Annotated in this window: 20 protein-coding genes; 10 read left to right on the top strand and 10 right to left on the bottom strand. The window is 57.8% G+C overall.

Annotated features, from left to right (window positions below; genetic code table 11):
* Nucleotides 1-110: 110 nt before the first annotated feature.
* Nucleotides 111-1340, top strand: a complete 1230-nt coding sequence (locus AC0V6M_RS05145) for a sensor histidine kinase (protein WP_486137781.1) — start codon at nucleotides 111-113, stop codon at nucleotides 1338-1340.
* Nucleotides 1333-2088, top strand: coding sequence for a LytR/AlgR family response regulator transcription factor (locus AC0V6M_RS05140; protein WP_486137780.1), 756 nt, complete (start codon nucleotides 1333-1335; stop codon nucleotides 2086-2088). The genes AC0V6M_RS05145 and AC0V6M_RS05140 overlap by 8 nt, the downstream gene beginning before the upstream one ends.
* Before the next feature lie 149 nt (nucleotides 2089-2237).
* Here the strand turns inward: AC0V6M_RS05140 and AC0V6M_RS05135 are convergent, their stop codons facing one another.
* Entirely contained in the window at nucleotides 2238-2546 is a 309-nt protein-coding gene (locus AC0V6M_RS05135) for a UrcA family protein (protein ID WP_486137779.1), read from the bottom strand.
* 209 nt (nucleotides 2547-2755) lie between these two features.
* Here AC0V6M_RS05135 and AC0V6M_RS05130 point away from each other — a divergent pair, with 209 nt between their 5' ends.
* The 3 genes from AC0V6M_RS05130 (at nucleotide 2756) to AC0V6M_RS05120 (ending at nucleotide 4194) form a co-directional block, all read left to right on the top strand.
* Complete coding sequence (locus AC0V6M_RS05130; protein ID WP_486137778.1) at nucleotides 2756-3043, top strand: hypothetical protein; 288 nt, start codon at nucleotides 2756-2758, stop codon at nucleotides 3041-3043.
* Nucleotides 3044-3106: 63 nt separating this feature from the next.
* A complete protein-coding gene (locus AC0V6M_RS05125) occupies nucleotides 3107-3862 on the top strand; it encodes a metallophosphoesterase family protein (RefSeq protein WP_486137777.1) in 756 nt (251 codons plus the stop codon).
* A 131-nt stretch (nucleotides 3863-3993) separates the two neighbouring features.
* On the top strand, nucleotides 3994-4194 hold the full coding sequence (locus AC0V6M_RS05120) for a hypothetical protein (RefSeq protein WP_486137776.1): 201 nt from the start codon (nucleotides 3994-3996) through the stop codon (nucleotides 4192-4194).
* A 126-nt stretch (nucleotides 4195-4320) separates the two neighbouring features.
* On the opposite strand, the gene rpsI is transcribed toward AC0V6M_RS05120, so the two are convergent.
* The 5 genes from rpsI to AC0V6M_RS05095 all read right to left on the bottom strand — a co-directional run bounded on the left by rpsI (nucleotide 4321) and on the right by AC0V6M_RS05095 (nucleotide 7821).
* Complete coding sequence (gene rpsI, locus AC0V6M_RS05115; RefSeq protein ID WP_486139567.1) at nucleotides 4321-4848, bottom strand: 30S ribosomal protein S9; 528 nt, start codon at nucleotides 4846-4848, stop codon at nucleotides 4321-4323.
* 53 nt (nucleotides 4849-4901) lie between these two features.
* Nucleotides 4902-5381, bottom strand: a complete 480-nt coding sequence (gene rplM, locus AC0V6M_RS05110; RefSeq protein ID WP_486137775.1) for a 50S ribosomal protein L13 — start codon at nucleotides 5379-5381, stop codon at nucleotides 4902-4904.
* Between the two features lie 238 nt (nucleotides 5382-5619).
* On the bottom strand, nucleotides 5620-6342 hold the full coding sequence (locus AC0V6M_RS05105; protein WP_486137774.1) for a hypothetical protein: 723 nt from the start codon (nucleotides 6340-6342) through the stop codon (nucleotides 5620-5622).
* Nucleotides 6343-6363: 21 nt separating this feature from the next.
* Complete coding sequence (cutA, locus tag AC0V6M_RS05100; protein ID WP_486137773.1) at nucleotides 6364-6714, bottom strand: divalent-cation tolerance protein CutA; 351 nt, start codon at nucleotides 6712-6714, stop codon at nucleotides 6364-6366.
* A 27-nt stretch (nucleotides 6715-6741) separates the two neighbouring features.
* Nucleotides 6742-7821, bottom strand: a complete 1080-nt coding sequence (locus tag AC0V6M_RS05095) for a COX15/CtaA family protein (RefSeq protein WP_486137772.1) — start codon at nucleotides 7819-7821, stop codon at nucleotides 6742-6744.
* Between the two features lie 178 nt (nucleotides 7822-7999).
* Here AC0V6M_RS05095 and AC0V6M_RS05090 point away from each other — a divergent pair, with 178 nt between their 5' ends.
* From AC0V6M_RS05090 to AC0V6M_RS05080, 3 genes are all read left to right on the top strand, one after another.
* Nucleotides 8000-8371 (top strand): MerC domain-containing protein, encoded by a 372-nt coding sequence (locus AC0V6M_RS05090; RefSeq protein WP_486137771.1) that lies wholly within the window; start codon nucleotides 8000-8002, stop codon nucleotides 8369-8371.
* 121 nt (nucleotides 8372-8492) lie between these two features.
* Complete coding sequence (thiS, locus tag AC0V6M_RS05085; RefSeq protein ID WP_486137770.1) at nucleotides 8493-9485, top strand: sulfur carrier protein ThiS; 993 nt, start codon at nucleotides 8493-8495, stop codon at nucleotides 9483-9485.
* Between the two features lie 335 nt (nucleotides 9486-9820).
* The gene (locus AC0V6M_RS05080; protein ID WP_472645780.1) at nucleotides 9821-10351 is read left to right on the top strand and encodes a hypothetical protein; all 531 of its coding nucleotides are present in this window, start codon (nucleotides 9821-9823) and stop codon (nucleotides 10349-10351) included.
* A 74-nt stretch (nucleotides 10352-10425) separates the two neighbouring features.
* Here the strand turns inward: AC0V6M_RS05080 and AC0V6M_RS05075 are convergent, their stop codons facing one another.
* The 4 genes from AC0V6M_RS05075 to AC0V6M_RS05060 all read right to left on the bottom strand — a co-directional run bounded on the left by AC0V6M_RS05075 (nucleotide 10426) and on the right by AC0V6M_RS05060 (nucleotide 16051).
* Nucleotides 10426-11181 carry a hypothetical protein gene (locus tag AC0V6M_RS05075; RefSeq protein ID WP_486137769.1) on the bottom strand — a complete coding sequence of 252 codons (756 nt, stop codon included), beginning with the start codon at nucleotides 11179-11181 and terminating at the stop codon, nucleotides 10426-10428.
* 100 nt (nucleotides 11182-11281) lie between these two features.
* Nucleotides 11282-13123: an AMP-dependent synthetase/ligase gene (locus AC0V6M_RS05070; RefSeq protein WP_486137768.1), complete on the bottom strand. Its 1842-nt coding sequence runs from the start codon at nucleotides 13121-13123 to the stop codon at nucleotides 11282-11284.
* 140 nt (nucleotides 13124-13263) lie between these two features.
* Nucleotides 13264-14994: a gamma-glutamyltransferase gene (gene ggt, locus AC0V6M_RS05065; RefSeq protein WP_486137767.1), complete on the bottom strand. Its 1731-nt coding sequence runs from the start codon at nucleotides 14992-14994 to the stop codon at nucleotides 13264-13266.
* 10 nt (nucleotides 14995-15004) lie between these two features.
* On the bottom strand, nucleotides 15005-16051 hold the full coding sequence (locus AC0V6M_RS05060; RefSeq protein WP_486137766.1) for a quinone-dependent dihydroorotate dehydrogenase: 1047 nt from the start codon (nucleotides 16049-16051) through the stop codon (nucleotides 15005-15007).
* A 269-nt stretch (nucleotides 16052-16320) separates the two neighbouring features.
* Here AC0V6M_RS05060 and AC0V6M_RS05055 point away from each other — a divergent pair, with 269 nt between their 5' ends.
* Together AC0V6M_RS05055 and AC0V6M_RS05050 are read left to right on the top strand one after the other, a co-directional pair.
* Complete coding sequence (locus AC0V6M_RS05055) at nucleotides 16321-17250, top strand: helix-turn-helix domain-containing protein (protein WP_486137765.1); 930 nt, start codon at nucleotides 16321-16323, stop codon at nucleotides 17248-17250.
* Nucleotides 17251-17323: 73 nt separating this feature from the next.
* Nucleotides 17324-19171, top strand: a complete 1848-nt coding sequence (locus tag AC0V6M_RS05050) for a DUF885 domain-containing protein (protein WP_486137764.1) — start codon at nucleotides 17324-17326, stop codon at nucleotides 19169-19171.
* Nucleotides 19172-19225: the final 54 nt, after the last annotated feature.

Raw genomic sequence — 19225 nt, 5'->3', positions numbered from 1 at the left:
AATGCCGGTTTTAAGAGGCGATCCGCTTAGACTGGCATTCGACCAATGCATGACCATGTCCGACGAGAAATTGGCCATACTTTCCCGCGCGCGCTATCTGCGCAAGTCTAATGATTATCTCTAAAACTTTCGAAAAGCGGCCCACCGTGCCTTTCCGCATGGTGCTGCTGTCGATGATCGTGATGTGGGCGACCTATTTCGTCCTCATCACCATGCGCAGCTTCGTCATGGACTACGAGCTCCAGGTTGAAATGGCGTGGCGACGCGGCATCGTGACTATGGTGGGCATAGCGCTGACGATTGCCCTGTGGGGCATGCTGCGCCTGTTCGATCACAAAGCGGTATGGATCAAGGTGATGGCTGCGATCATCCTGTCGGTTCCGGTTGCGATTGCGATTGGGAAAACCAATCATCTGGTTTTCCAAGACATGCAGGAAGTGGAAGAACGAAAATACGCTGAGAAGAACGGCATCAATCTGCGCCGTGATGAGGCGGGAAATCTGATGGTTGATGTGCCGGTGACGCGCGTAGCGCCAGATGGTGCGAATGGCGCCGATACGATCCTTGATTCCGAAAGCGTGATCCTGGTGCCTGCGCAAACCAGCGCGGACGTGTGGAAGGCCGTGTTCGATATTGCGCTGGGCCGCTATTTCCTGCTGCTTGCCTGGGCGTCGCTCTATTTCGCTATTCTAGCGGGGTATCAGGCGCGGGCAGCGGAGCGGCGCGGGCAGGAATTCAGGTCCGCTGCAGAGGCGGCCGAGCTGCGATCTCTGCGCTATCAGGTCAATCCGCATTTCCTGTTCAACACGCTAAACTCGCTATCCGCTCTGGTGATGACCGGCAAGGCAGAGCGTGCGGAGCGCATGATCCAGACCATGTCGCGGTTTTATCGCCACAGCCTAGCGGACGAGCCAACCTCTGACGTTCAACTAAGGGACGAATTTGACCTCCAGCAGCTCTATCTTGACATTGAGGCGGTGCGCTTCCCAGAGCGGTTGGTCTGCGATTTTGACCTCCCTGATGATCTTGCGGATGCGCGCGTGCCGGGCATGATCTTGCAGCCTCTGGTTGAAAATTCAGTCAAATATGCGGTGTCCGCCGTAAACCGACCGGTGACCATTACGGTCAAAGCGCGCGAAGAGTTTGATCGGCTGGTTGTGACAGTTAGCGATGATGGACCCGGCGTTCCTGAAAATGCAAGCCACGGCTTTGGCATCGGTCTTGCCAATGTCCGCGACCGGTTGGAGGCGCGCTTCGGTTCAGACATTGTTCTAAGCTCAAGCCCTATTGAGGGCGGATACAAAACAGAACTGCGGATACCACTGACCAAAAATGGCTGACAACGAAGAAACCAGCGGTGCCTTGCGCACCCTCATTGTCGATGATGAGCCTCTTGCGGTTGAGCGCATTCAGGTGATTTGCGCTGAACTTGGTTCAATCAATGTGGTTGGCACGGCCAGCGATGGGGCTGCGGCCTTGCGGCTTGTCGAGGCGCTGACCCCGGATTTGATCTTGCTCGATATGACCATGCCAGAGCTCGACGGCCTTGGGGTCGCCAAGAAGCTCGGCAAAATGAAAAATCCGCCCGCGGTTATCTTTGTCACGGCGCATGATGACTTTGCAGTTGAGGCTTTTGACCTCGAGGCGATCGACTATGTTCTGAAGCCCGTTTCTGCTGACCGTTTGGGCCGCGCGATTGAGCGCGCCGTAGCCCGCCACGGCGAGACGGGTAAGAAGGCCAGCAAATGGCTTGATGAGTTATGGGTTCCGCATCGCTCCGAATTGCTGCGCGTCGCGGTTAGCGAAGTCCATCAGATCGATGCTGAGCGCGATTATGTGCGGCTCCATATCGGCACTGACGAAGCGCCTCAGTCTTATCTATTGCTCCAAACGATCGCTGGGCTGGAAAAGCGGTTGGATCCCGATGAATTCATCCGCATTCACCGTTCGACCATTCTGCGGCGCGATAACATTCGCGGCCTGCGCCATGATGGTTTGGGAGTTTGGTCTGCCGAGCTTCAGAACGGTGACGCCTTGCGGATTGGCCGGACCTATCTCTCGAAAGTGAAGGGTATGGCGGGGCGCTAAGGTGTCTTTCGTGTGATGCAGAAGTGATTCTGGGCAGCCCCTTTGTCGATACTAAAAGACGACTCGAACCCTGGGACTGGATAGGGTCCGAGCCGTCATCTATGGACCTGAATTCAGGCTCATAGGGGTCTTGCTATGGTGTTTGCGGATCAACCGCCGCGTTGCTGCGCTTCCACTAGAGTGGCGACTTGCTGTTCGGCGCTTTTCATCGCCTTGGCATAGCAACGCTTGCTGTCCATTGATGGGATCCGCGAGCCAGAGCGGCGTTTGTTCACTTCACAAATGCTTTGCGCGGCTTTCCTCACGCGGCGATCGAGCTGTTTTTGGCCTTCCGGAGTGCCAAGATTGATATCTGCAATTGCAATTTCAACGCTCGGAACATCAGTCGGGCCAGCGAGAGCGGGGGTTGATACGACTGCAAGGCCAAGGGCCGCAGTGGTCAAAGTAGTCTTCAGCATAGTTTCCTCCATTTGCAAGAAGCGGCTCGGTTCGAGCGGGGGTTCGAATGGGGGTGCCGAAACCGCCCTTGCACAATCAGAAATAGGAAAAGCGAGGCGCTTGGTCATTCGATGCTCGTTCGCCGCAGAATGCCGCTCGACTGGTGCGGCGTGTTCCAGACAGATGGGATAAACTGACCGACGAATGACCCTTTCCAGCAGACCAGCGTTTGCGCCATAGTGCCGCTGTGCTGCCTGTGATCATCATTTTTGCCCTTGGCGTGGGAAATTTCGCTTTGCATCAGGCGGTGCTGAAGAGTGGCCACCCAATGCTGGGGCAAATGCCTTGGTTTGTGCATATGCTCGGCGGAAAGCTAACGCTTGCGACCGAATTTATGGTTTTGCTCGCCGCGATGATGCTGGCTGCCAATGGCTGGCCCATGCTCGTCTGGGTCTATCTAGGGTATAGCGGTCTCAATGCGCTGGCGGCGTGGTTGATCCTGTCCGATCAGATCTAAGGGGTAGACCAAAGACAGATTGGGCTTGCGCTTTTGCCGCAATCCCGCTTGTCACTTTGGATTATGGCGACGCGGCTCTTTCATATCAGCGATGTGCACTTTGGTGTTGAGGATCGCGGTGCGCTGAGCGCAGTGGCCGCTGCGGTAGAGCAAGAGCGCCCCGATGCGGTGGTTTGCACAGGCGATCTGACCCAGCGGGCCAAGCACAGCGAATATGCCGATGCCGCGCAGTGGTTTCGTTCACTCGGCGTGCCGACAGTGTTGCAAGCCGGCAATCACGACATGCCCTATTACAATTTGTGGGAGCGTTTTACCGATCCCTATGGGCGCTATCGCGCGCTGAATGATCAGGCTGGCGCACAGCTCAAGTCTGATGATGTTGTGCTTGTTCCTCTGGTCTCCACCGTGCGCGCGCAGCCACGATTTCCATGGTCAGATGGGTTCGTGCGTAAGCCGCCCTTGGCCCGCACGGTAGCGCTTCTCGAAGAGTTGAAGGGCGATCCGCGTACGAAGATCGTGATGTGCCATCATCCGCTGCTCGGACCAGAGAATGCGGGCGGCAATCCGACGATTGGCGGTGATGAAGCCTTTGCCGCTATCGCCACTGCCGGCGCGCATGCCGTGATATCGGGGCATGTGCACACGCCGTTTGACGAGGTGCGTTCTCGCGGTGGGCATTCCATGCGGATGATCGGCATTGGTACGCTCTCGACCCGCCTACGCCACGGGGCACCCCCATGCTATCAAGTGTTGGAGTGTGAGCCGGGCGGATCAATTGCGGTGGAATTGCGCGTGGTGGGCGATCCTCCAGCGGCCTAACTGAGCGCTGCGCTTGGTTTGCCAATGAACGTCTTGGAAACCAGATGTTAGGCATATCTCGCTAGTCCTTCGGCGAACCGCAGAATTGCGGCACTATGGATCGTATGTGATTTGGCTGAGGAGTGGTGGTCATGAATGCTATCAAAGCGATGATTTTGGGCGGCGTGCTGACTTATGTTGTTGCGCTGGTGATTGGCTCACAAGGGACCAGTGGGGGTTTTCTGGCCATCCACAATATGCGCATGGGCGACTATGCCGTCTTATGGTCTTGGCCGCTGTTCTTGGCTGGCACTGGTCTCGCTTGGGCGATGACGCTGCTGCAACCAGAGTAAATGATTGCTGAGCGGTGGTGATCGGATAGGACTGCGCCTTCACTAGTTATTATATAGCGCAAAGAAAAAGGGCGGCCCTCCCATCGGAGAGCCGCCCTTTTCGTATTTGGTTCGCAGTGAACGCGATTAGCGTTTCGAGAACTGGAAGCTCCGGCGGGCTTTCGCGCGGCCATATTTCTTACGCTCAACCACGCGGCTGTCGCGGGTGAGGAAGCCAGCAGCTTTCACCGTAGAGCGCAGCGCAGGCTCATATTTTGTCAAAGCCTGACTGATGCCGTGCTTCACCGCACCAGCTTGGCCGGACAGGCCGCCGCCGCGAACGGTAGCAACGATGTCATACTGGCCTTCACGCTCAGTGATTGAAAACGGCTGGTTGATGATCAGACGCAGGGTCGGGCGTGCAAAATACACTTCTTGCTCGCGGCCATTGATCGTTACCTTACCTGTGCCAGGCTTCAGCCAAACGCGGGCAACCGCGTCCTTACGACGGCCAGTGGCATAAGCGCGGCCATATTGGTCAAGCTCCTGCTCGCGCAGAGGCGCAGCCGGGTTCTGAGCGATTTCCGCGGCATCGGCTGCAGGAGCATCACCAGCGATGTCTTTCAGATCTGCAAGATCAGACACGGTTTCCGTCGCGGTTTCCGTTGCTGGCATTTCAGTCGCAGCTTCTGGCGCGGTTTCGGTTTCGGTGTTCTTTTCATCGGCCATTATGCAGAGACCTTATTCTTGCGGTTCAGGGATGCCACGTCGAGCATAGCTGGGTTCTGCCCATCATGTGGATGCTCGGTGCCGTTGTAGAGGTGCAGCGCACGCATTTGCGCACGGCCCAACGGGCCACGCGGGATCATACGCTCGACAGCTTTTTCAAGCACGCGCTCAGGAAAGCGACCTTCCAGAATCTTGTTCGGGGTCGTTTCTTTAATACCGCCCGGGTGGCCGGTGTGCTTGTAATAAATCTTGTTGGCCATCTTGTTGCCGGTGAATTTCACCTTGTCGGCATTGATGACGATCACGTGATCGCCGCAGTCAACGTGCGGGGTGTAGCTCGGCTTGTGCTTGCCGCGCAGGATATTGGCGATGAGAGAAGCGACACGGCCAACGACCAGTCCTTCGCCATCAATAATATGCCATTTCTTATCGACCTCGGCCGGTTTGATCGACCGGGTCTGCTTGCTGAGCGCCTTCATGGGCTTTTCCTTAAACCAAAGGCCGCCATTCGGGAGAAAAGAGGCCTGAAAAATCAAAACAGCCGGGCGTTTGGGCCGCGGCTGCGAATCGAAAGGCGCGCGTTGGAGCGCATCCCCATCGATATGAAGCGCGATTTGTCGCTAAGACGGCTCAAAGTCAAGCAAAACCGGGCGTTTCAAGAGAGGTAAAATAATACCTCTGTAACTTTGCATCGGCTGAGAAGGGCTTGGCTGCATGCTAAGCGTTCAGGGCCCAGGTCTCGCTGGAGCGGCGTTCATCATCCCCAATACGGGTAATTATTTGTCGCTTGGCATGCGCAAGCCAGCGCTCGCCCGGCGCGCAGCGGGCCAAAAAGCTAAATTCAAACTCGCCTTGTGAGCCATCGGGTAGATTGACTGGCTTTATCGAATGAACCTTCTCTTCGCTGGGGCAAAAGAGATCGCGCGGCATTTGTTCAAGCAAGGTGCCGCCAGCTTGCTGCAATTGCGCCAGATGCGCCATGCGCTGTGCCTGCTGCGTGGCGGAGCTGCTGGTCCGCTTGATCATCGATTCGGCCTCTTTGATCGCCGCATCCATATCTTCCTGCTTGGTTGATATCCCAGCGGCTAGGATTTCTCCGGCTCCGCCCAGCATGATTGGAAACATGCTGTCGGTTGAGCGCGCTTCTTCGATCGCGGCGAGTTGAGCCAGCTGCTGCGGTGCATCGACCCTCGCGAATATCTGCTGGCCATTGATTACAATGCCGCGGCCTTGCGGGGTAAAGTCCACCTGCCATTCACGGGTTACGGTCAGCATTCGGCCATCGCGCAGTTCGCGCTCAATCCTCCGCATAAGCCGCATGGAATTTGCTGGGATTGTTAGACGCCCTGCTGCCATTGCTGGCACGCCAAACGCGGAGGCCCCCACCACACACGCTCCGAGCGCCGAGCCTAGCGCGGTCCGGCGAGTAAAGTTAGTCATGATCCCCCGTCCTAATTCGTTCTAGACTGGCCCAAGAGCAGCCAGCCATAAATCCGTTTTTTCGTGAGTCGCATCACAATTCCAGCCAAGTATTGCCGGGCTATCATAGGGATGCAATACACCAAGTCGCTCAATAGTGCGATCGAGCAATCCGCTGCGTGTCTTTAGCAACACTGCCACTTCGGCGCTGGTCTCGACTTTATCTTGCCATTTGAAGATCGATTCGACACCGTCAATGATATTCGCGCAGCCAATCAAGTCCTCTTCCAGCAATATGCTCGCTGCGCTGCGCGCTGCGTCGCGATCAGAGAATGGGCACCATATGAGTGCAGGTGAACTGTCGGAGTTTGTGTTGGGCGTTCGGTCAGTCATTGACCCCGTGTAGCGAAATTTTAAACGCTATGCGCGCGCTCTTGCTAGTGCATTCTGGCCGTCGCTGTGCATCGCCCAGGCAAGGCTGGCGACCAGTAGAGCCCCAGTGAGTTGGTGGGCGACCGCAATCCAAAGCGAAACCTCGCTGAGCACAGTGGCAATGCCAAGCAGCACCATAACGCCGAATGTGCTATGCACGGCAACGGATGCTATACGGTGCGTCTTGCGCACGCGGCGCGCGATCCAAACGAGCGCTGCAACGGCTATCCAGGCCCACCAGCGGTGCAGCCAATGCAGCAGAAACGGATCATGGGTTAGGGTCCAGAGCACACCTTGTGAGAAATTGACCTCAGGGATCAGCTTCCCGTTCATCAACGGCCAATCGTAGGCGGCATGGCCAGCATTAAGTCCTGCAACCCATGCGCCGAGTAGCAATTGCACGAACAAAATACCGGCAACGATCATCGCTGGGCCGGTAAGCGGCGCGGGCGTCGCCTGCGGATCGCGCGCCAAAGCTCTCAGATCAAGCGCCGTCCACACCAATCCTCCCAGCAAGAAGAAGGCGGTGAGCAGATGCGCTGAGAGGCGAAAATGGCTGACATCGGTAAGGTCCGTGCCCACGCCCGATGACACCATGTACCACCCCAGCGCTCCTTGAAAGCCAATCAAGGAAAGCAGCGCGAACAGGCGGCCCTTGTATCCTGTAGGGATCGCACCTTTGATCCAGTACCACGCAAGTGGGAGCGCGAACGCCATCCCAATCAATCGCCCTAGATTGCGGTGGAACCACTCCCAGAAATAGATGAATTTAAACGCTTCCAAATCCATGCCGGCCGGGCCGCTTTCAAAGCGGTATTCGCCCGTTTGGCGGTACAGCTCAAACTCAGCCTGCCACGCCTCTTCACTCAGTGGCGGGAGCACGCCGGAGACCAAATCCCATTGGGTAATTGAGAGACCGCTCTCTGTTAGGCGCGTGATACCGCCGACCATCACGATGATCACAACCATCGCAGCAACAACCATCAGCCAGCGCACAAGCGCCAATGGGCGGCCTAACACAATGCCGAGTGCTGGAGAGGATGGTGCAGGATGAAGCGAGGATGCCATTTCGAGCGCCTAACTGTCCCGCGAGGCAGCGAAGTGCAAGCCTGTAGATCGCAAATGACCTTGCGCGCGCTGCAATTAGAGCAGTGCAGCTCCTAAAGTTCATCTGACGCTTCTTCAGATCTTCGGAGGTTGCGCTTGCAGAATGGTATAATGTTACATACATAGCGCACGGTTGCCCATGAACGACACCAACACCTCGATTCGCGGCCGGTTTGACCGGGCCGGCATTTGGCTCTCGGGCCTATGCGCGCTGCATTGTGTCGCAACAATTTTCATCGTATCCGGTCTAGGTGTGGGCGGGCAGTTCTTGCTTGCGCCTGAGCTTCACCGTTTTGGCCTCGCGATCGCTCTAATCGTGGCAGCGGTGGCAATTGGTTGGGGCGCGCTTAAACACCGCCAAGCTGCTCCCTTTGTGGTCGCTATGACGGGTCTTACATTCATGGGCGGGGCCTTGGCCGTACCGCATGGCATTCAAGAAGCCGTGCTGACGATTATTGGCGTTTCGCTTGTGACCTGCGGACATGTGCTCAATTTACGGCATGCCCACTAATTGAGCAGTACCGCAATAGCATACTGATTTCGCTGCTAATTTCTGTCATCACAGAGCATCCCCGACGATCCAATTTGCGCTTATGCTTGCGCCGCGCGGCGATGCCATTATCTCGGCGCGCATGACTGCACAAAAAAGCATCACCCTCAATGGTGACACCCGCCAGACCAGCGCCAACACAATCGCGAACCTTGTGCGCGAATTGGAGCTGTTGCCTGAAAAAGTGGCAGTGGAGCGCAATGGCGAAATCGTGCCGCGCTCAACCCTTGAACAAGCGGCGTTGGCTGATGGGGACACCCTAGAAATTGTGCATTTCGTCGGCGGCGGTGAGCAAAGCACCTCTGGCGATGACAGCCGGAGCGTGGCGGGCCGGACCTTCCATTCGCGGCTGATCGTGGGCACGGGCAAATACAAAGATTTTCAGCAGAACGCGGATGCCTTGCAGGCAAGCGGAGCGGAAATTGTCACCGTTGCCGTCCGCCGGGTCAATGTGAGTGATCCTAAAGCGCCGATGCTGACCGACTTTATCGATCCGAAGGTCACCACCTATCTTCCCAACACCGCAGGCTGCTTCACCGCGGATGATGCGATCCGCACGCTGCGCCTGGCGCGCGAGGCGGGCGGTTGGGATCTGGTGAAGCTCGAGGTACTGGGCGAAGCGCGCACGCTCTACCCGGATATGCGCGAGACCCTGAAAGCTACCGAAGTGCTGGCCAAAGAGGGCTTTCAGCCGATGGTTTACTGCGTTGATGATCCGATTGCGGCCAAGCAATTGGAAGAAGCGGGCGCGGTGGCGATCATGCCGCTCGGCGCGCCAATTGGCTCTGGCCTCGGCATTCAAAACCAGGTGACGATCCGCCTGATCGTTGAAGGCGCAGGTGTGCCGGTCCTGGTCGATGCCGGGGTTGGCACGGCGTCTGATGCGGCGGTCGCGATGGAGCTCGGCTGTGACGGAGTGCTGATGAACACCGCCATTGCTGAGGCGAAAGATCCGATCCGCATGGCGCGTGCGATGAAACTGGCGGTCGAGGCCGGGCGCGAGGCCTATCTGGCGGGCCGCATGGGGCGGCGCAAATATGCCGATCCCAGCTCGCCTTTGGCAGGGTTGATCTAAGAACCGCCGATCTGGTTTAGCGTGCCATAGCCACCCGCGCCCTCCACCCTTCCACCCGGATAGTTTCCGGTAGGCTCCGGGTGGAAGGGTGGAGGGCGCGGGTGGCTTGGCCTCTGTTGTACTAACTGACTGGCTTGGTCGCGGAGCACGGTTCACGTTAGTGAGTCGCAAGGCCGACGGGCCGCCCGCAGCGATGCGACCTTCAGGTCGTATGAGCGAGGATAGCCAAGAGAGCGAATGCGAACGCCGGCGCCTGAGGCGTAAAAAAATGCCTACAGGTTACTACCTATTAACCAAGTTCCGCGATGACCGTCTTCAACGCAGAGGAGACTTTCATGGCGACCGTGGGCAGTACATCAATGGCAATCGGCGAAATGCGCGAGTTCGCAGGCTTTAGCGCCGCTGAGCAGCGCTACATCAAGTGCAGCCTCGACATTGGTCTGAGCCGCAAGGACGCCTTTAAGCTGTGGGCCCGCGATGCGCGTGAAAACGCCGCAATCCGCCGCCAATATGTCGCCTATCAGGACCTAAAGTCTCTGCGCGCGCTGATCCCTGCCCAGCACGGCATGGCCGATACCGAAGTCTTCATCGGCAAGTTGATCCGCATGGCGACCTTCGACCTGCAAGCCGACGCGATCACCAGCTTTTCAGCGTTTCGCTTCCTCTACGAGCGCTTGCTCGGCGCAGAGGCGCGCCCGTTTCTGCCCGCTGCCTTCTGTGCTGCCAGCGCTCTGCCGCAAATTCAGCCGGAACGCCGCAAGGTCCTGTTGCAATCCTTAAGCGAAGCAGCAGCAACCGCGCCAGCATGGTCAGATGAAACGCCGAGCTTCTATCCGGAATATGTCGAGGAAGCTGAACTGGTTTGAGGCAACCGTCCAATAAAGACTAATTAGCACAAGAGTTTAGAACTCACTCGCCACTCTATCGGCTTGCGCGCTTCTCAGTTAAAATTCCATTCGAGAAGATCAATCCGCCCAAGCGACGCTTCAAAGTCAGGGTGTTGATGAGCAAGGGCTTTGGCCGCCTTTCTTAGATCCTTGCGCAGGTGAGGTTTGAGCGAGCGTTCAGCGGCATCGAGCGAATATCCATGAAGCGCTGCGAACATAGCTGTAGCAGTGACACGTGCTTGCTCAGATAAATATCCGGCCGTCCAGCTACGCCAACCAAATCCGGCCACATCGACAAAATTCTCAGTCTGCCTTGCAGAATTCGCGAGTATTACTCCAAACCCTAGATAGATTGCCGCACAGTCAGTTGAGTGCTCCATCAAATCCGGCCCTCCCGGTGGATCGCCAGCGTGGGCAAGAAGATAATGACAAAGCTCGTGAGCAAACGTGCCTGCCAATGCGTCCGGCTGCTTCAGCATGTCAGACCTGTAACGAATAACTGCCCGACCATTCTCGACGGAGAATGTTCCCGTGGCACCACAATTCTCAACAAGCTGTAAGTCCGGTGCGTCCTCCCGAGCCGTCACCAACTCAAGTTTGCAGTCCCAATCTTGCATTCCAGCGAAACCGCGAACTGCGTCAAAAAGCTCTGGTCCGGTCTTTGCCGAAACCAAAGACTGATGATCTGGTGTTACAAGTTCCGGTCTGATGTCACCATCATCTAGGACTGTACGGAGCCATGCGAAACAAGCATGTAACCAGTCAAACTCATCCTGATCGATTGGCGGCTTTGGACGGAAAAATAACATGCTTGCAAAGTGGCTTAGGAGCTAATTTCCGTCAATCTATCTTCTTTCAGTATAGAGCATCTAGGGTGCTCAACTCCAGCTCAAGAGCCGACCACGAAGCTCACCCCCGATAAAGCCCATTGATTTTATCCTGATAGCGATCGCGGATCTTATGACGCCGGATTTTCATGCTGGGTGTCATTTCCTCGTTCTCGATTGAGAACGCTTCGTCAGCAAAGGTGAATTGGCGCACCTTCTCGATCACGGACAAATCCTTGTTCACCCGGTCAACCGCTGCGCGAACGGCGGTCTTGAAGGCGGGTAGGTCTTGTAGGGCGGCCATGTCGAACTTCTCGTCATTGGCGCGTGCCCATTCCACCGCCCATTCCGCATCCGGAACAATCAGGCCCACGACATAAGGCCGCTTGTCACCGCTCACCATCGCCTGCGCGATTTCCGGTTGCAGGGTCAACATGCCTTCGATCTTTTGCGGGGCGACATTGTCACCCTTGTCGTTGACGATCATGTCCTTCTTGCGGTCGGTGATGACGATCCGGCCCGCTTCATCGAGATGCCCAATATCGCCAGTGTGCAGCCACGGCGCACCATCGGGATCACCTGGATCTTTCATAAGCGTGCGCGCGGTTTCGGCGTCATTCTGCCAATATCCATGCATCACCAGCTCGCCGCGGCACAGGATCTCGCCATCATCAGCGATCTTGATCTCCACCCCACGCATCGGCGGGCCAACAGTGTCCATCTTCAGGCCGGTCGCCGGGCGGTTGCAGCTGATCACGGGGCCGCTTTCGGTTTGGCCATAGCCTTGCAGCATGGTGAGGCCCATCGCCTCAAAGAATGTGCCAACGTCCGGGTTAAGCGGCGCTCCGCCAGACACCATCGCTTTGATCCGACCGCCAAATTTGTCGCGGATTTTCGGGCGCAGAGTGCGCTCGACGATGAAGTCCATGGGCTTATCGCGCTTGCGCTTGTTCCCGCGCTCGGCGGCTTTCTCACTAATCGTCAGCGCGCGGTCCATCAGGTAATTGGCGAGCTTGCCTTGCTTTTGCACCTGCTTGAGGATCCGGCTGCGCAGCACCTCGAACAGGCGCGGGACGACGACCATGATGCTCGGGCGCACTTCCTCGATATTGCTGGCGAGTTTCTCCAAGCCTTCGGAATAATAGATTTCTGCCCCGACCGAGATTGGCAGATATTGCCCGCCAGTGTGTTCATAAGCGTGGCTGAGCGGCAAGAACGACAAAAAGCGTTCGTCGGAGATGCCAAAGTCATTAATCAGGATTTCCGCCGCGCCGCTCGCATTGCACAGGATTGCGCCGTGGTGCTGCTTCACCCCGCGCGGCGCGCCGCCGGTGCCGCTGGTGTAGATCAGACATGCGGTGGTGTCCCGGGTGATGCCCTTCAGGCGCTCTTCCACGGCTGCGCGGGCTTCAGCCGGATCGCCCGCGAGCATGCTGTCCCAGTTGTGATACTCAAAGCCGCTTGATTGCTTGCGGTGCAGGTCTTCGATGTCAATCACATGGTCGGCAATACCGGTCGACTGGATCGCGCCATGCACCGGGGCGAGCAGCTTTTCGGTCGAGACGATCACCGCGCGCGCGCCAGAATTGTCCAAGATGTGGCAATGATCGCGTTCGGTGTTGGTGATGTAGGTCGGCACGGTGATGCAGCCTGCGGCCATCACGGCGAGGTCAGAAATGCACCATTCGGGACGGTTTTCTGACACCAGAGCGACGCGGTCGCCGTCTTTGAGGCCAATCCGGCGCAGACCCTCCGCCAGCAAGCAGACTTGCTCTGCCACTTCGCGCCAGCTTTGCGTGGTCCATTCCCCATTGGCTTTGCGGCCCAGAAACGGCGCATCGCCTTTTTCATCCGCGCGTTTCAGGAACAATTCGACGAGATTGTTCGCATTATCGATGTCGTTGAGATGCGTGTCTTGCGGCACTGAAATTTGGCTCCCCCACCAGTATTCTTGTTTTGCGCAGATTAGGCGCGCCCAGCGTTAGCGCAAGCGCCAAAGGCGCTCGCGGGTGTGGAGAGGTAATGCACTGGCGGTGAGCCGAGTTCCCCAGCCGGGCGAAAGCCCTAGCGGGTGTAGACCAGCTTCGGCGCGATGCGCGGGTCGGTGGCCACTTCCCAGCCGTCATTTGTGCGGCGCAAGGCATTGGCTTTAAGCGGCGGGCCAAAGGCGCGGATTTGCGAATGACCCAGCGCGGTCAGCTCGTCCTGCATTTCCTCCAGCATGGTGCCTTGCTCGATCACAGCGGTTTCGCCGAATGACATGATCAGCGGCAGGGCCAGCGCATCCTGCGCGCTCAGTCCAAAATCCACCACGCCGATTATGGACCGTGCGACCTGCACTGGAATGGTCGGTCCGCCTGCCGCGCCGATCACCAGAACGATCTCGCCGTTTTGATCCAAGACGATTGTTGGCGCCATGGAGCTGCGCGGGCGTTTGCCGCCCTCAACCGCATTGGCCACGGGCTTGCCATCGACCACTGGGGTGGAGCTGAAATCGGTAAGCTCGTTGTTGAGATAGAACCCGCCAAAGAACAGGCCTGATCCAAAGGCGCCCTCGACGGTTGAGGTGTAGCTGACCGCATTGCCCTCGCCATCTACCACGGAGAAATGGGTCGTGCCTTGCTCGAGCGGCTCGTCGCCATCTGCTCTGGCGAGCGGCGCCCCCGGAGGCGTGCCTGGTTTGAGGTCGGTGATAGTGGCCGTCGGGCTGATGAGCGCGCTGCGGCTCGCGACATAGGTAGGATCGACTAGCCCTTTCACCGGCACGCTTACGAAATCGCTATCGCCAATGTAGAGCTCACGGTCGGCATAGGCGACGCGTTGGGATTCCAGAAAAAGGTGCAAGAATGTGGGGCTTTCTGGGCCAAGCGCGGCGATATCAAAACGTTCTAGCTGCCCCAGCATTTGCGCAACGGCAACGCCGCCCGATGATGGCGGACCCATGCCGCAGATCTGATATTCGCGGTACGGCGCGCACACCGGATCGCGCAGTTTGGAATGATAGCTGGTGATGTCCGCCGTGGTCATCTTGCCATCTTGCGGGGTCTTTTCGGCGATATATTCCGCTAAATCCTCTGCGTTGCGGTCATACAATGCCTCTGCGCCGGTTTCTGCCAAATCGGTGAGGGTCTCCGCCAGCTCGCCATTGCGAACCATTGAGCCGACTGGCAGCGGTTCGCCGTCCGCGCCAAAAAACACGGCGCGCGCTTCCGCAGTCAGCCCAGCACGCCCCTTGTTGCGGCCAGACAGCGATTCGTTGAGCCGCACATTCATGCGGAAACCATCCTCAGCCAGTGCGATGGCTGGCTCGAACAGATCGGCCCATGGCAGTTTGCCGTGCGCCGCGTGAGCTTTCGCAGCGAGCGCCAGATTGCCTGGCACACCCACACTGAGACCGGAAAGAACACGCAATTCGCGCGGTAAGCGTTCGCCGTTTTCATCAAGGAAGCGCGTGCCAGTCGCCGCAGCAGGTGCGGTTTCGCGGCCATCATAGGTCAGTAAATCTCCGCCTGCGCCATCTGCCCGGACCAGAAATCCGCCCCCGCCAATGCCGGAGCTTTGCGGTTCCACTACGGTCAACGCCAGCATCACTGCAATCGCGGCGTCGGTGGCAGAGCCGCCTCTGGCCAGGATCGCCTCGCCAGCGGCGGTTGCGCGCGGATCGGCACTGCTCACTGCGCCTCCGCGTGAAAAATCAATATTCTCGACACCCTCCAGCGGAACGGTCTGTTGTGCGGTCGAACAACTGGAAAGGAGAAGGGCTGAGGCGAGACTTGCAGAAAGGCGTTTGATCATGGCGCCTTCGCTATTCGGTTCCGACCGCCTCTTCAAGCCGCGTGAAACCATCGCGCTGCATAAGCTGATCAATTCCGCGCGCAATCTGAGCGCCAAGGCCCGGGCCTTCATAGACCATGGCGGAATAGAGCTGGACCAGACTGGCGCCGGCGCGAATGCGCTCCCACGCGTGCTCTGCGCTGGCAATGCCGCCAACACCGATCAGCGGGATGGCACCGCCGGTCGCTGAACGGAAATCGCGCACGCGCTGCAACGCCAGGTCGCGCAACGGTGCGCCTGACAATCCGCCGGTTTCGCCTGCATGGTGTGAACGCAGCGCTGGCCGCGAAATGGTCGTGTTGGAGACGATCAGCGCGCCAAGCTTCTTGTCCAGAGCGATCCGGGCGATTGCATCAATATCATCCTGCATCAGGTCAGGGGCGACCTTCAGGAAAATCGGCGGCAGTTTGGGAAGGCTTGCGCCCGCCTCTTCGCGCGCTTCTATCACAGCGTCGATCAATGCGCTGAGCGCGCCCTCATCTTGTAGAGCGCGCAGCCCTGGAGTGTTGGGGCTGGAAACATTCACTGCCAGATAGCTGGCGAGCGGTGTCATCATCCGCGCCATCGCCGCATAGTCGGCAATGCGGTCCTCTGAGTCTTTATTCGCGCCGATATTTATGCCGACGATCCCGGGTCTGTCTTTGCGCCGCTCAAGCCTTGCAAGCGCCGCTGCGCCGCCACCATTGTTAAAGCCCATGCGATTGATAACCGCCTTATCCTCGACCAGACGGAACAGGCGGGGCTTTGGATTGCCAGCTTGCGGGCGCGGCGTGATCGAGCCGACTTCGGTAAAGCCAAAGCCAAGACCGAGTAGCTGATCGGGAACCTCTGCATCCTTATCAAAGCCCGCCGCCACACCGACCGGATTGGGAAAATGGAGCCCTGCAATCTCGATTGCGCCGGGACCTGTTCGCGAGCTGGCACGAAGCGGCGATGCCTTCAGCGCGGCGACACCGAGTCGGTGAGCCTGTTCCGAATCAAGCGAGAAAATTGCGGGGCGTAAAAGGCGAAACAACATAACTGCGCGCTATCGCAATATTCGTGTTCTTGTCGAGGGCACTTGCGCAATAGAATTCAGAAAAATTTTGGGAGAGGCGGCAATTTGTCGTTTGCATACAATTATTCGCCGCATTTCTATCCTACATAATGCGTGCGACCCGAAGGGCTCGGAGCAGCAATGCGAAGAGTTCCTCAACTTCAATAGGGCGGTTCTCGTTTGAGAGCCGCCCTTTTTTTGTGTTAAATCATAGGGGAAGCGGCTAGGCCTGCGTCCATGAGGCGCTCGTAATGGTTGACCATCACTTTTCAGCAGCGGGTCAAAGCGAGCCGGATTTTGGTGAGACCGATTCCGAGTTTGCGCTCACTCCGGCATCACTTATCTCTATCGACTATATCGCGCCGCCATCCGCGATCAGTGATTTTGTGACGACTCTTTATCATTTCCGCTGCGAAGAAGCGGAGATCCGGGACATTCAGCCTGCCTCGATCGGTCATCTCTCGCTGTTCCCCTATGGCAAAGGCGAAATGCTGTTTGCCAGCGGAAGGCGTGACCCCAATCCAGAAATCGCGATGCTTACACCGCTCTCAACCGCGACGCCGATTGTTGTTGACGGACCGTTTCATGTTGTCGGCGCGGCGCTCACGCCGCAGGGCTGGGGCGCGCTCACCGGATTGCATGCGGGCGAGCATCGAGACCGGATGATCGAGGCGCGCACTGTGCTGGGCAGCGAAGTTGTCGCCTTGGGCGAACGCCTGAATGCCGGATACCGCGCGGGCAAATTTAGCGGCCGCGAATGTGCGCTGGAACTGGGCGTTTTCATAGGGGGCCGTGCGCGGCCGCTCAACGCACGCCACAATGAGCTTATCCGAACTGTTAATCAGTGGCTGGGCGCATCGCTCAATCCCGATTTGGCGGACCTAATGGCGGCGGCATCCTATTCTGAGCGGCAGGTTCAGCGCCTGGTTGAGCGATACTTTGGCCTCCCACCACAAGCGCTCGCGCGCAAATATCGCGCCTTGCGAGCCGCGGCATGGCTGTCATTCCCGCAGCTTACGCCCGAATATGAAGCGCAATTGGCCGATGCATTTTTTGATCAATCGCATATGATCCGCGAGATTCAGCGGTTTGCCGGACGCACACCGGCGCGGCTGAGCGATGATGACAGTCCGTTCTTGAATGAAATGATCGACCTGAAGAATTTTCGCGAATTGGGTTAGGAACTGGCGGTGATTTGCACCGCGATGCCCGCTTCCGGCAATACACTATGAATTTAGAACCATGAGGATATCTATGCGTCGCTCCGCTATCGTGATCAGCTCCACCCTTGCACTGGCCGCCGCTGCCTGCGCCCCAACCGCTCAGCAACCGCTCGCCAGCGCAGATAAGCCCGCGCAGGCCGCCGAGGCCCCACCGGCGATGAGCGTGTTTTTCAAGCAGTATGATGCGGAGCAATTGGCACTCTCGCCTGAAGGCAAGGCATATCGCGGCATCCGCGATGCATCTTATGGCGAATGGGATGATTACAGCGATGCGGGCGCGGTAGCGCAGCAGCGATTGCTGCAAGACGCCGTCAATGAGATGCGCGACACCTACAATCTCGAAGGTTTGCGGGGCGATGATGCGCTGTCTTTCCGCCTGTTTGAGGCGATGGCAGAGCGCAGCGCTCGCACATATAAATACCGTAAGAATGTCTATCTGTTCAATCAGATGCGCGGCGCGCAGAGCGGTTTACCAGCGTTCCTGATCAATATTCACCGGGTCTCATCGCACGATCATGCCATGGCTTATGTCAATCGGATTGAAGGCATGGGGGCTGTGCTCGACACGCTGACCGCGGAGGCGCGGGAACGGGCCGAAAATGGCGTGATGCCTCCCAAATGGGTCTATCCTTATGTCATCTCGGATATTGAGAACCTGCTGAATGCCGGTGATGAGAACGCGGTCTTAGTCGACTTCAAAGCCAAGGTGGCAGGGCTACCGGATGTTGATCAAAACAACGCTGCCGAGGCCGCCGAGGCATCCATCCTTTACGAACAAGCGCGCGATGCGTGGAAGGGTTCTGCTGAGTCCGCACTCCAGCGCCTGCTGGTTGAAATGAAACGCCAGGAAGCGATCGCGCCAACCGATGACGGTGTGTGGCGTCTGCCAGAGGGCGCCAATTATTACAGCGCCCTACTCAAGAACTACACCACCACCGATCTGACCGCGGATGAGATCCACAATATTGGCCTCAGCGAAGTGGAGCGGATCCACGGCGAGATGCGCGCGATCATGGCCAAGGTTGGGTTTGAGGGCAGCCTGCAGGACTTCTTCAAATTCACCCGCAATGATGACCGTTTCTTTTACACCAGCCGCGAAGATTACCTCGCCGATGCGAATGCGGCGCTGCGCAAGCTAGAGGCCAAACTGCCAGACTATTTCGGCCGCTTGCCCAAGGCTCCCATGGTGATCAAACCGGTTGAGGCGTTCCGCGAAAAAAGCGCGGGCAAGGCTTTTTACCAAAGCCCCGCGCCGGACGGATCGCGCCCTGGCACCTATTACGTGAACCTCTATAATCTGCGCGATATGTCTAAGAACGAGCTGGAGGCTCTGGCCTATCATGAGGGGTCGCCCGGCCACCATCTTCAGCGGGCGCTTCAGACCGAAATGGGCGACCTGCCGCCCTTTCGCCGCTTTGGCGGGGTGACCGCCTACACCGAAGGCTGGGGCCTCTATTCTGAAGAGCTGCCGAAAGAGATGGGTTTCTACACCGATCCCTATTCCGATTTTGGCCGGCTTGGCATGGAGCTGTGGCGGGCCTGCCGCCTCGTGGTCGATACAGGCATTCATGACAAACGCTGGAGCCGCGAGAAGGCGATCCAATATCTCACCGACAATACGCCCAATCCCGATGGTGACATTCGCAAGGCGATTGAGCGCTACATCGTCTATCCGGGCCAAGCGACCGCTTACACCATCGGCAAGCTGAAGATTATGGAGCTGCGCGAGCAGGCCAAGACCCGGCTGGGCGTTCAGTTCGACATCCGCGAATTTCACGACGTGGTCTTGGAATCCGGCCCGGTTCCGCTCGATCTTCTAGAAGAGAATGTTGAGGGCTACATCAACAAACGCTTGGCAGTTACGCCAGACGGGTCCTGATCAGAGGCAAAAGGCGCGCCAGGCGCTAACGACTCGCAACAGGCGCATTTGCGT

The sequence above is a fragment of the Erythrobacter sp. JB3-1 genome, from assembly GCF_057364995.1.
This window is presented reverse-complemented; position numbering and strand designations above follow the sequence as displayed.

Bases quoted from the DNA above. Each gene is read 5' to 3' on its own strand.
- AC0V6M_RS05080 (WP_472645780.1), top strand. From the start codon at position 9,821: ATGGCGACCGTGGGCAGTACATCAATGGCAATCGGCGAAATGCGCGAG.
- AC0V6M_RS05145 (WP_486137781.1), top strand. From the start codon at position 111: ATGATTATCTCTAAAACTTTCGAAAAGCGGCCCACCGTGCCTTTCCGC.
- rplM (WP_486137775.1), bottom strand. From the start codon at position 5,381: ATGAAGGCGCTCAGCAAGCAGACCCGGTCGATCAAACCGGCCGAGGTC.
- AC0V6M_RS05060 (WP_486137766.1), bottom strand. From the start codon at position 16,051: ATGTTGTTTCGCCTTTTACGCCCCGCAATTTTCTCGCTTGATTCGGAA.
- AC0V6M_RS05075 (WP_486137769.1), bottom strand. From the start codon at position 11,181: ATGTTATTTTTCCGTCCAAAGCCGCCAATCGATCAGGATGAGTTTGAC.
- AC0V6M_RS05055 (WP_486137765.1), top strand. From the start codon at position 16,321: ATGGTTGACCATCACTTTTCAGCAGCGGGTCAAAGCGAGCCGGATTTT.
- AC0V6M_RS05105 (WP_486137774.1), bottom strand. From the start codon at position 6,342: ATGACTAACTTTACTCGCCGGACCGCGCTAGGCTCGGCGCTCGGAGCG.
- AC0V6M_RS05095 (WP_486137772.1), bottom strand. From the start codon at position 7,821: ATGGCATCCTCGCTTCATCCTGCACCATCCTCTCCAGCACTCGGCATT.
- cutA (WP_486137773.1), bottom strand. From the start codon at position 6,714: ATGACTGACCGAACGCCCAACACAAACTCCGACAGTTCACCTGCACTC.
- AC0V6M_RS05140 (WP_486137780.1), top strand. From the start codon at position 1,333: ATGGCTGACAACGAAGAAACCAGCGGTGCCTTGCGCACCCTCATTGTC.
- AC0V6M_RS05135 (WP_486137779.1), bottom strand. From the start codon at position 2,546: ATGCTGAAGACTACTTTGACCACTGCGGCCCTTGGCCTTGCAGTCGTA.
- thiS (WP_486137770.1), top strand. From the start codon at position 8,493: ATGACTGCACAAAAAAGCATCACCCTCAATGGTGACACCCGCCAGACC.
- AC0V6M_RS05050 (WP_486137764.1), top strand. From the start codon at position 17,324: ATGCGTCGCTCCGCTATCGTGATCAGCTCCACCCTTGCACTGGCCGCC.
- ggt (WP_486137767.1), bottom strand. From the start codon at position 14,994: ATGATCAAACGCCTTTCTGCAAGTCTCGCCTCAGCCCTTCTCCTTTCC.
- rpsI (WP_486139567.1), bottom strand. From the start codon at position 4,848: ATGCCAGCAACGGAAACCGCGACGGAAACCGTGTCTGATCTTGCAGAT.
- AC0V6M_RS05125 (WP_486137777.1), top strand. From the start codon at position 3,107: ATGGCGACGCGGCTCTTTCATATCAGCGATGTGCACTTTGGTGTTGAG.
- AC0V6M_RS05090 (WP_486137771.1), top strand. From the start codon at position 8,000: ATGAACGACACCAACACCTCGATTCGCGGCCGGTTTGACCGGGCCGGC.
- AC0V6M_RS05120 (WP_486137776.1), top strand. From the start codon at position 3,994: ATGAATGCTATCAAAGCGATGATTTTGGGCGGCGTGCTGACTTATGTT.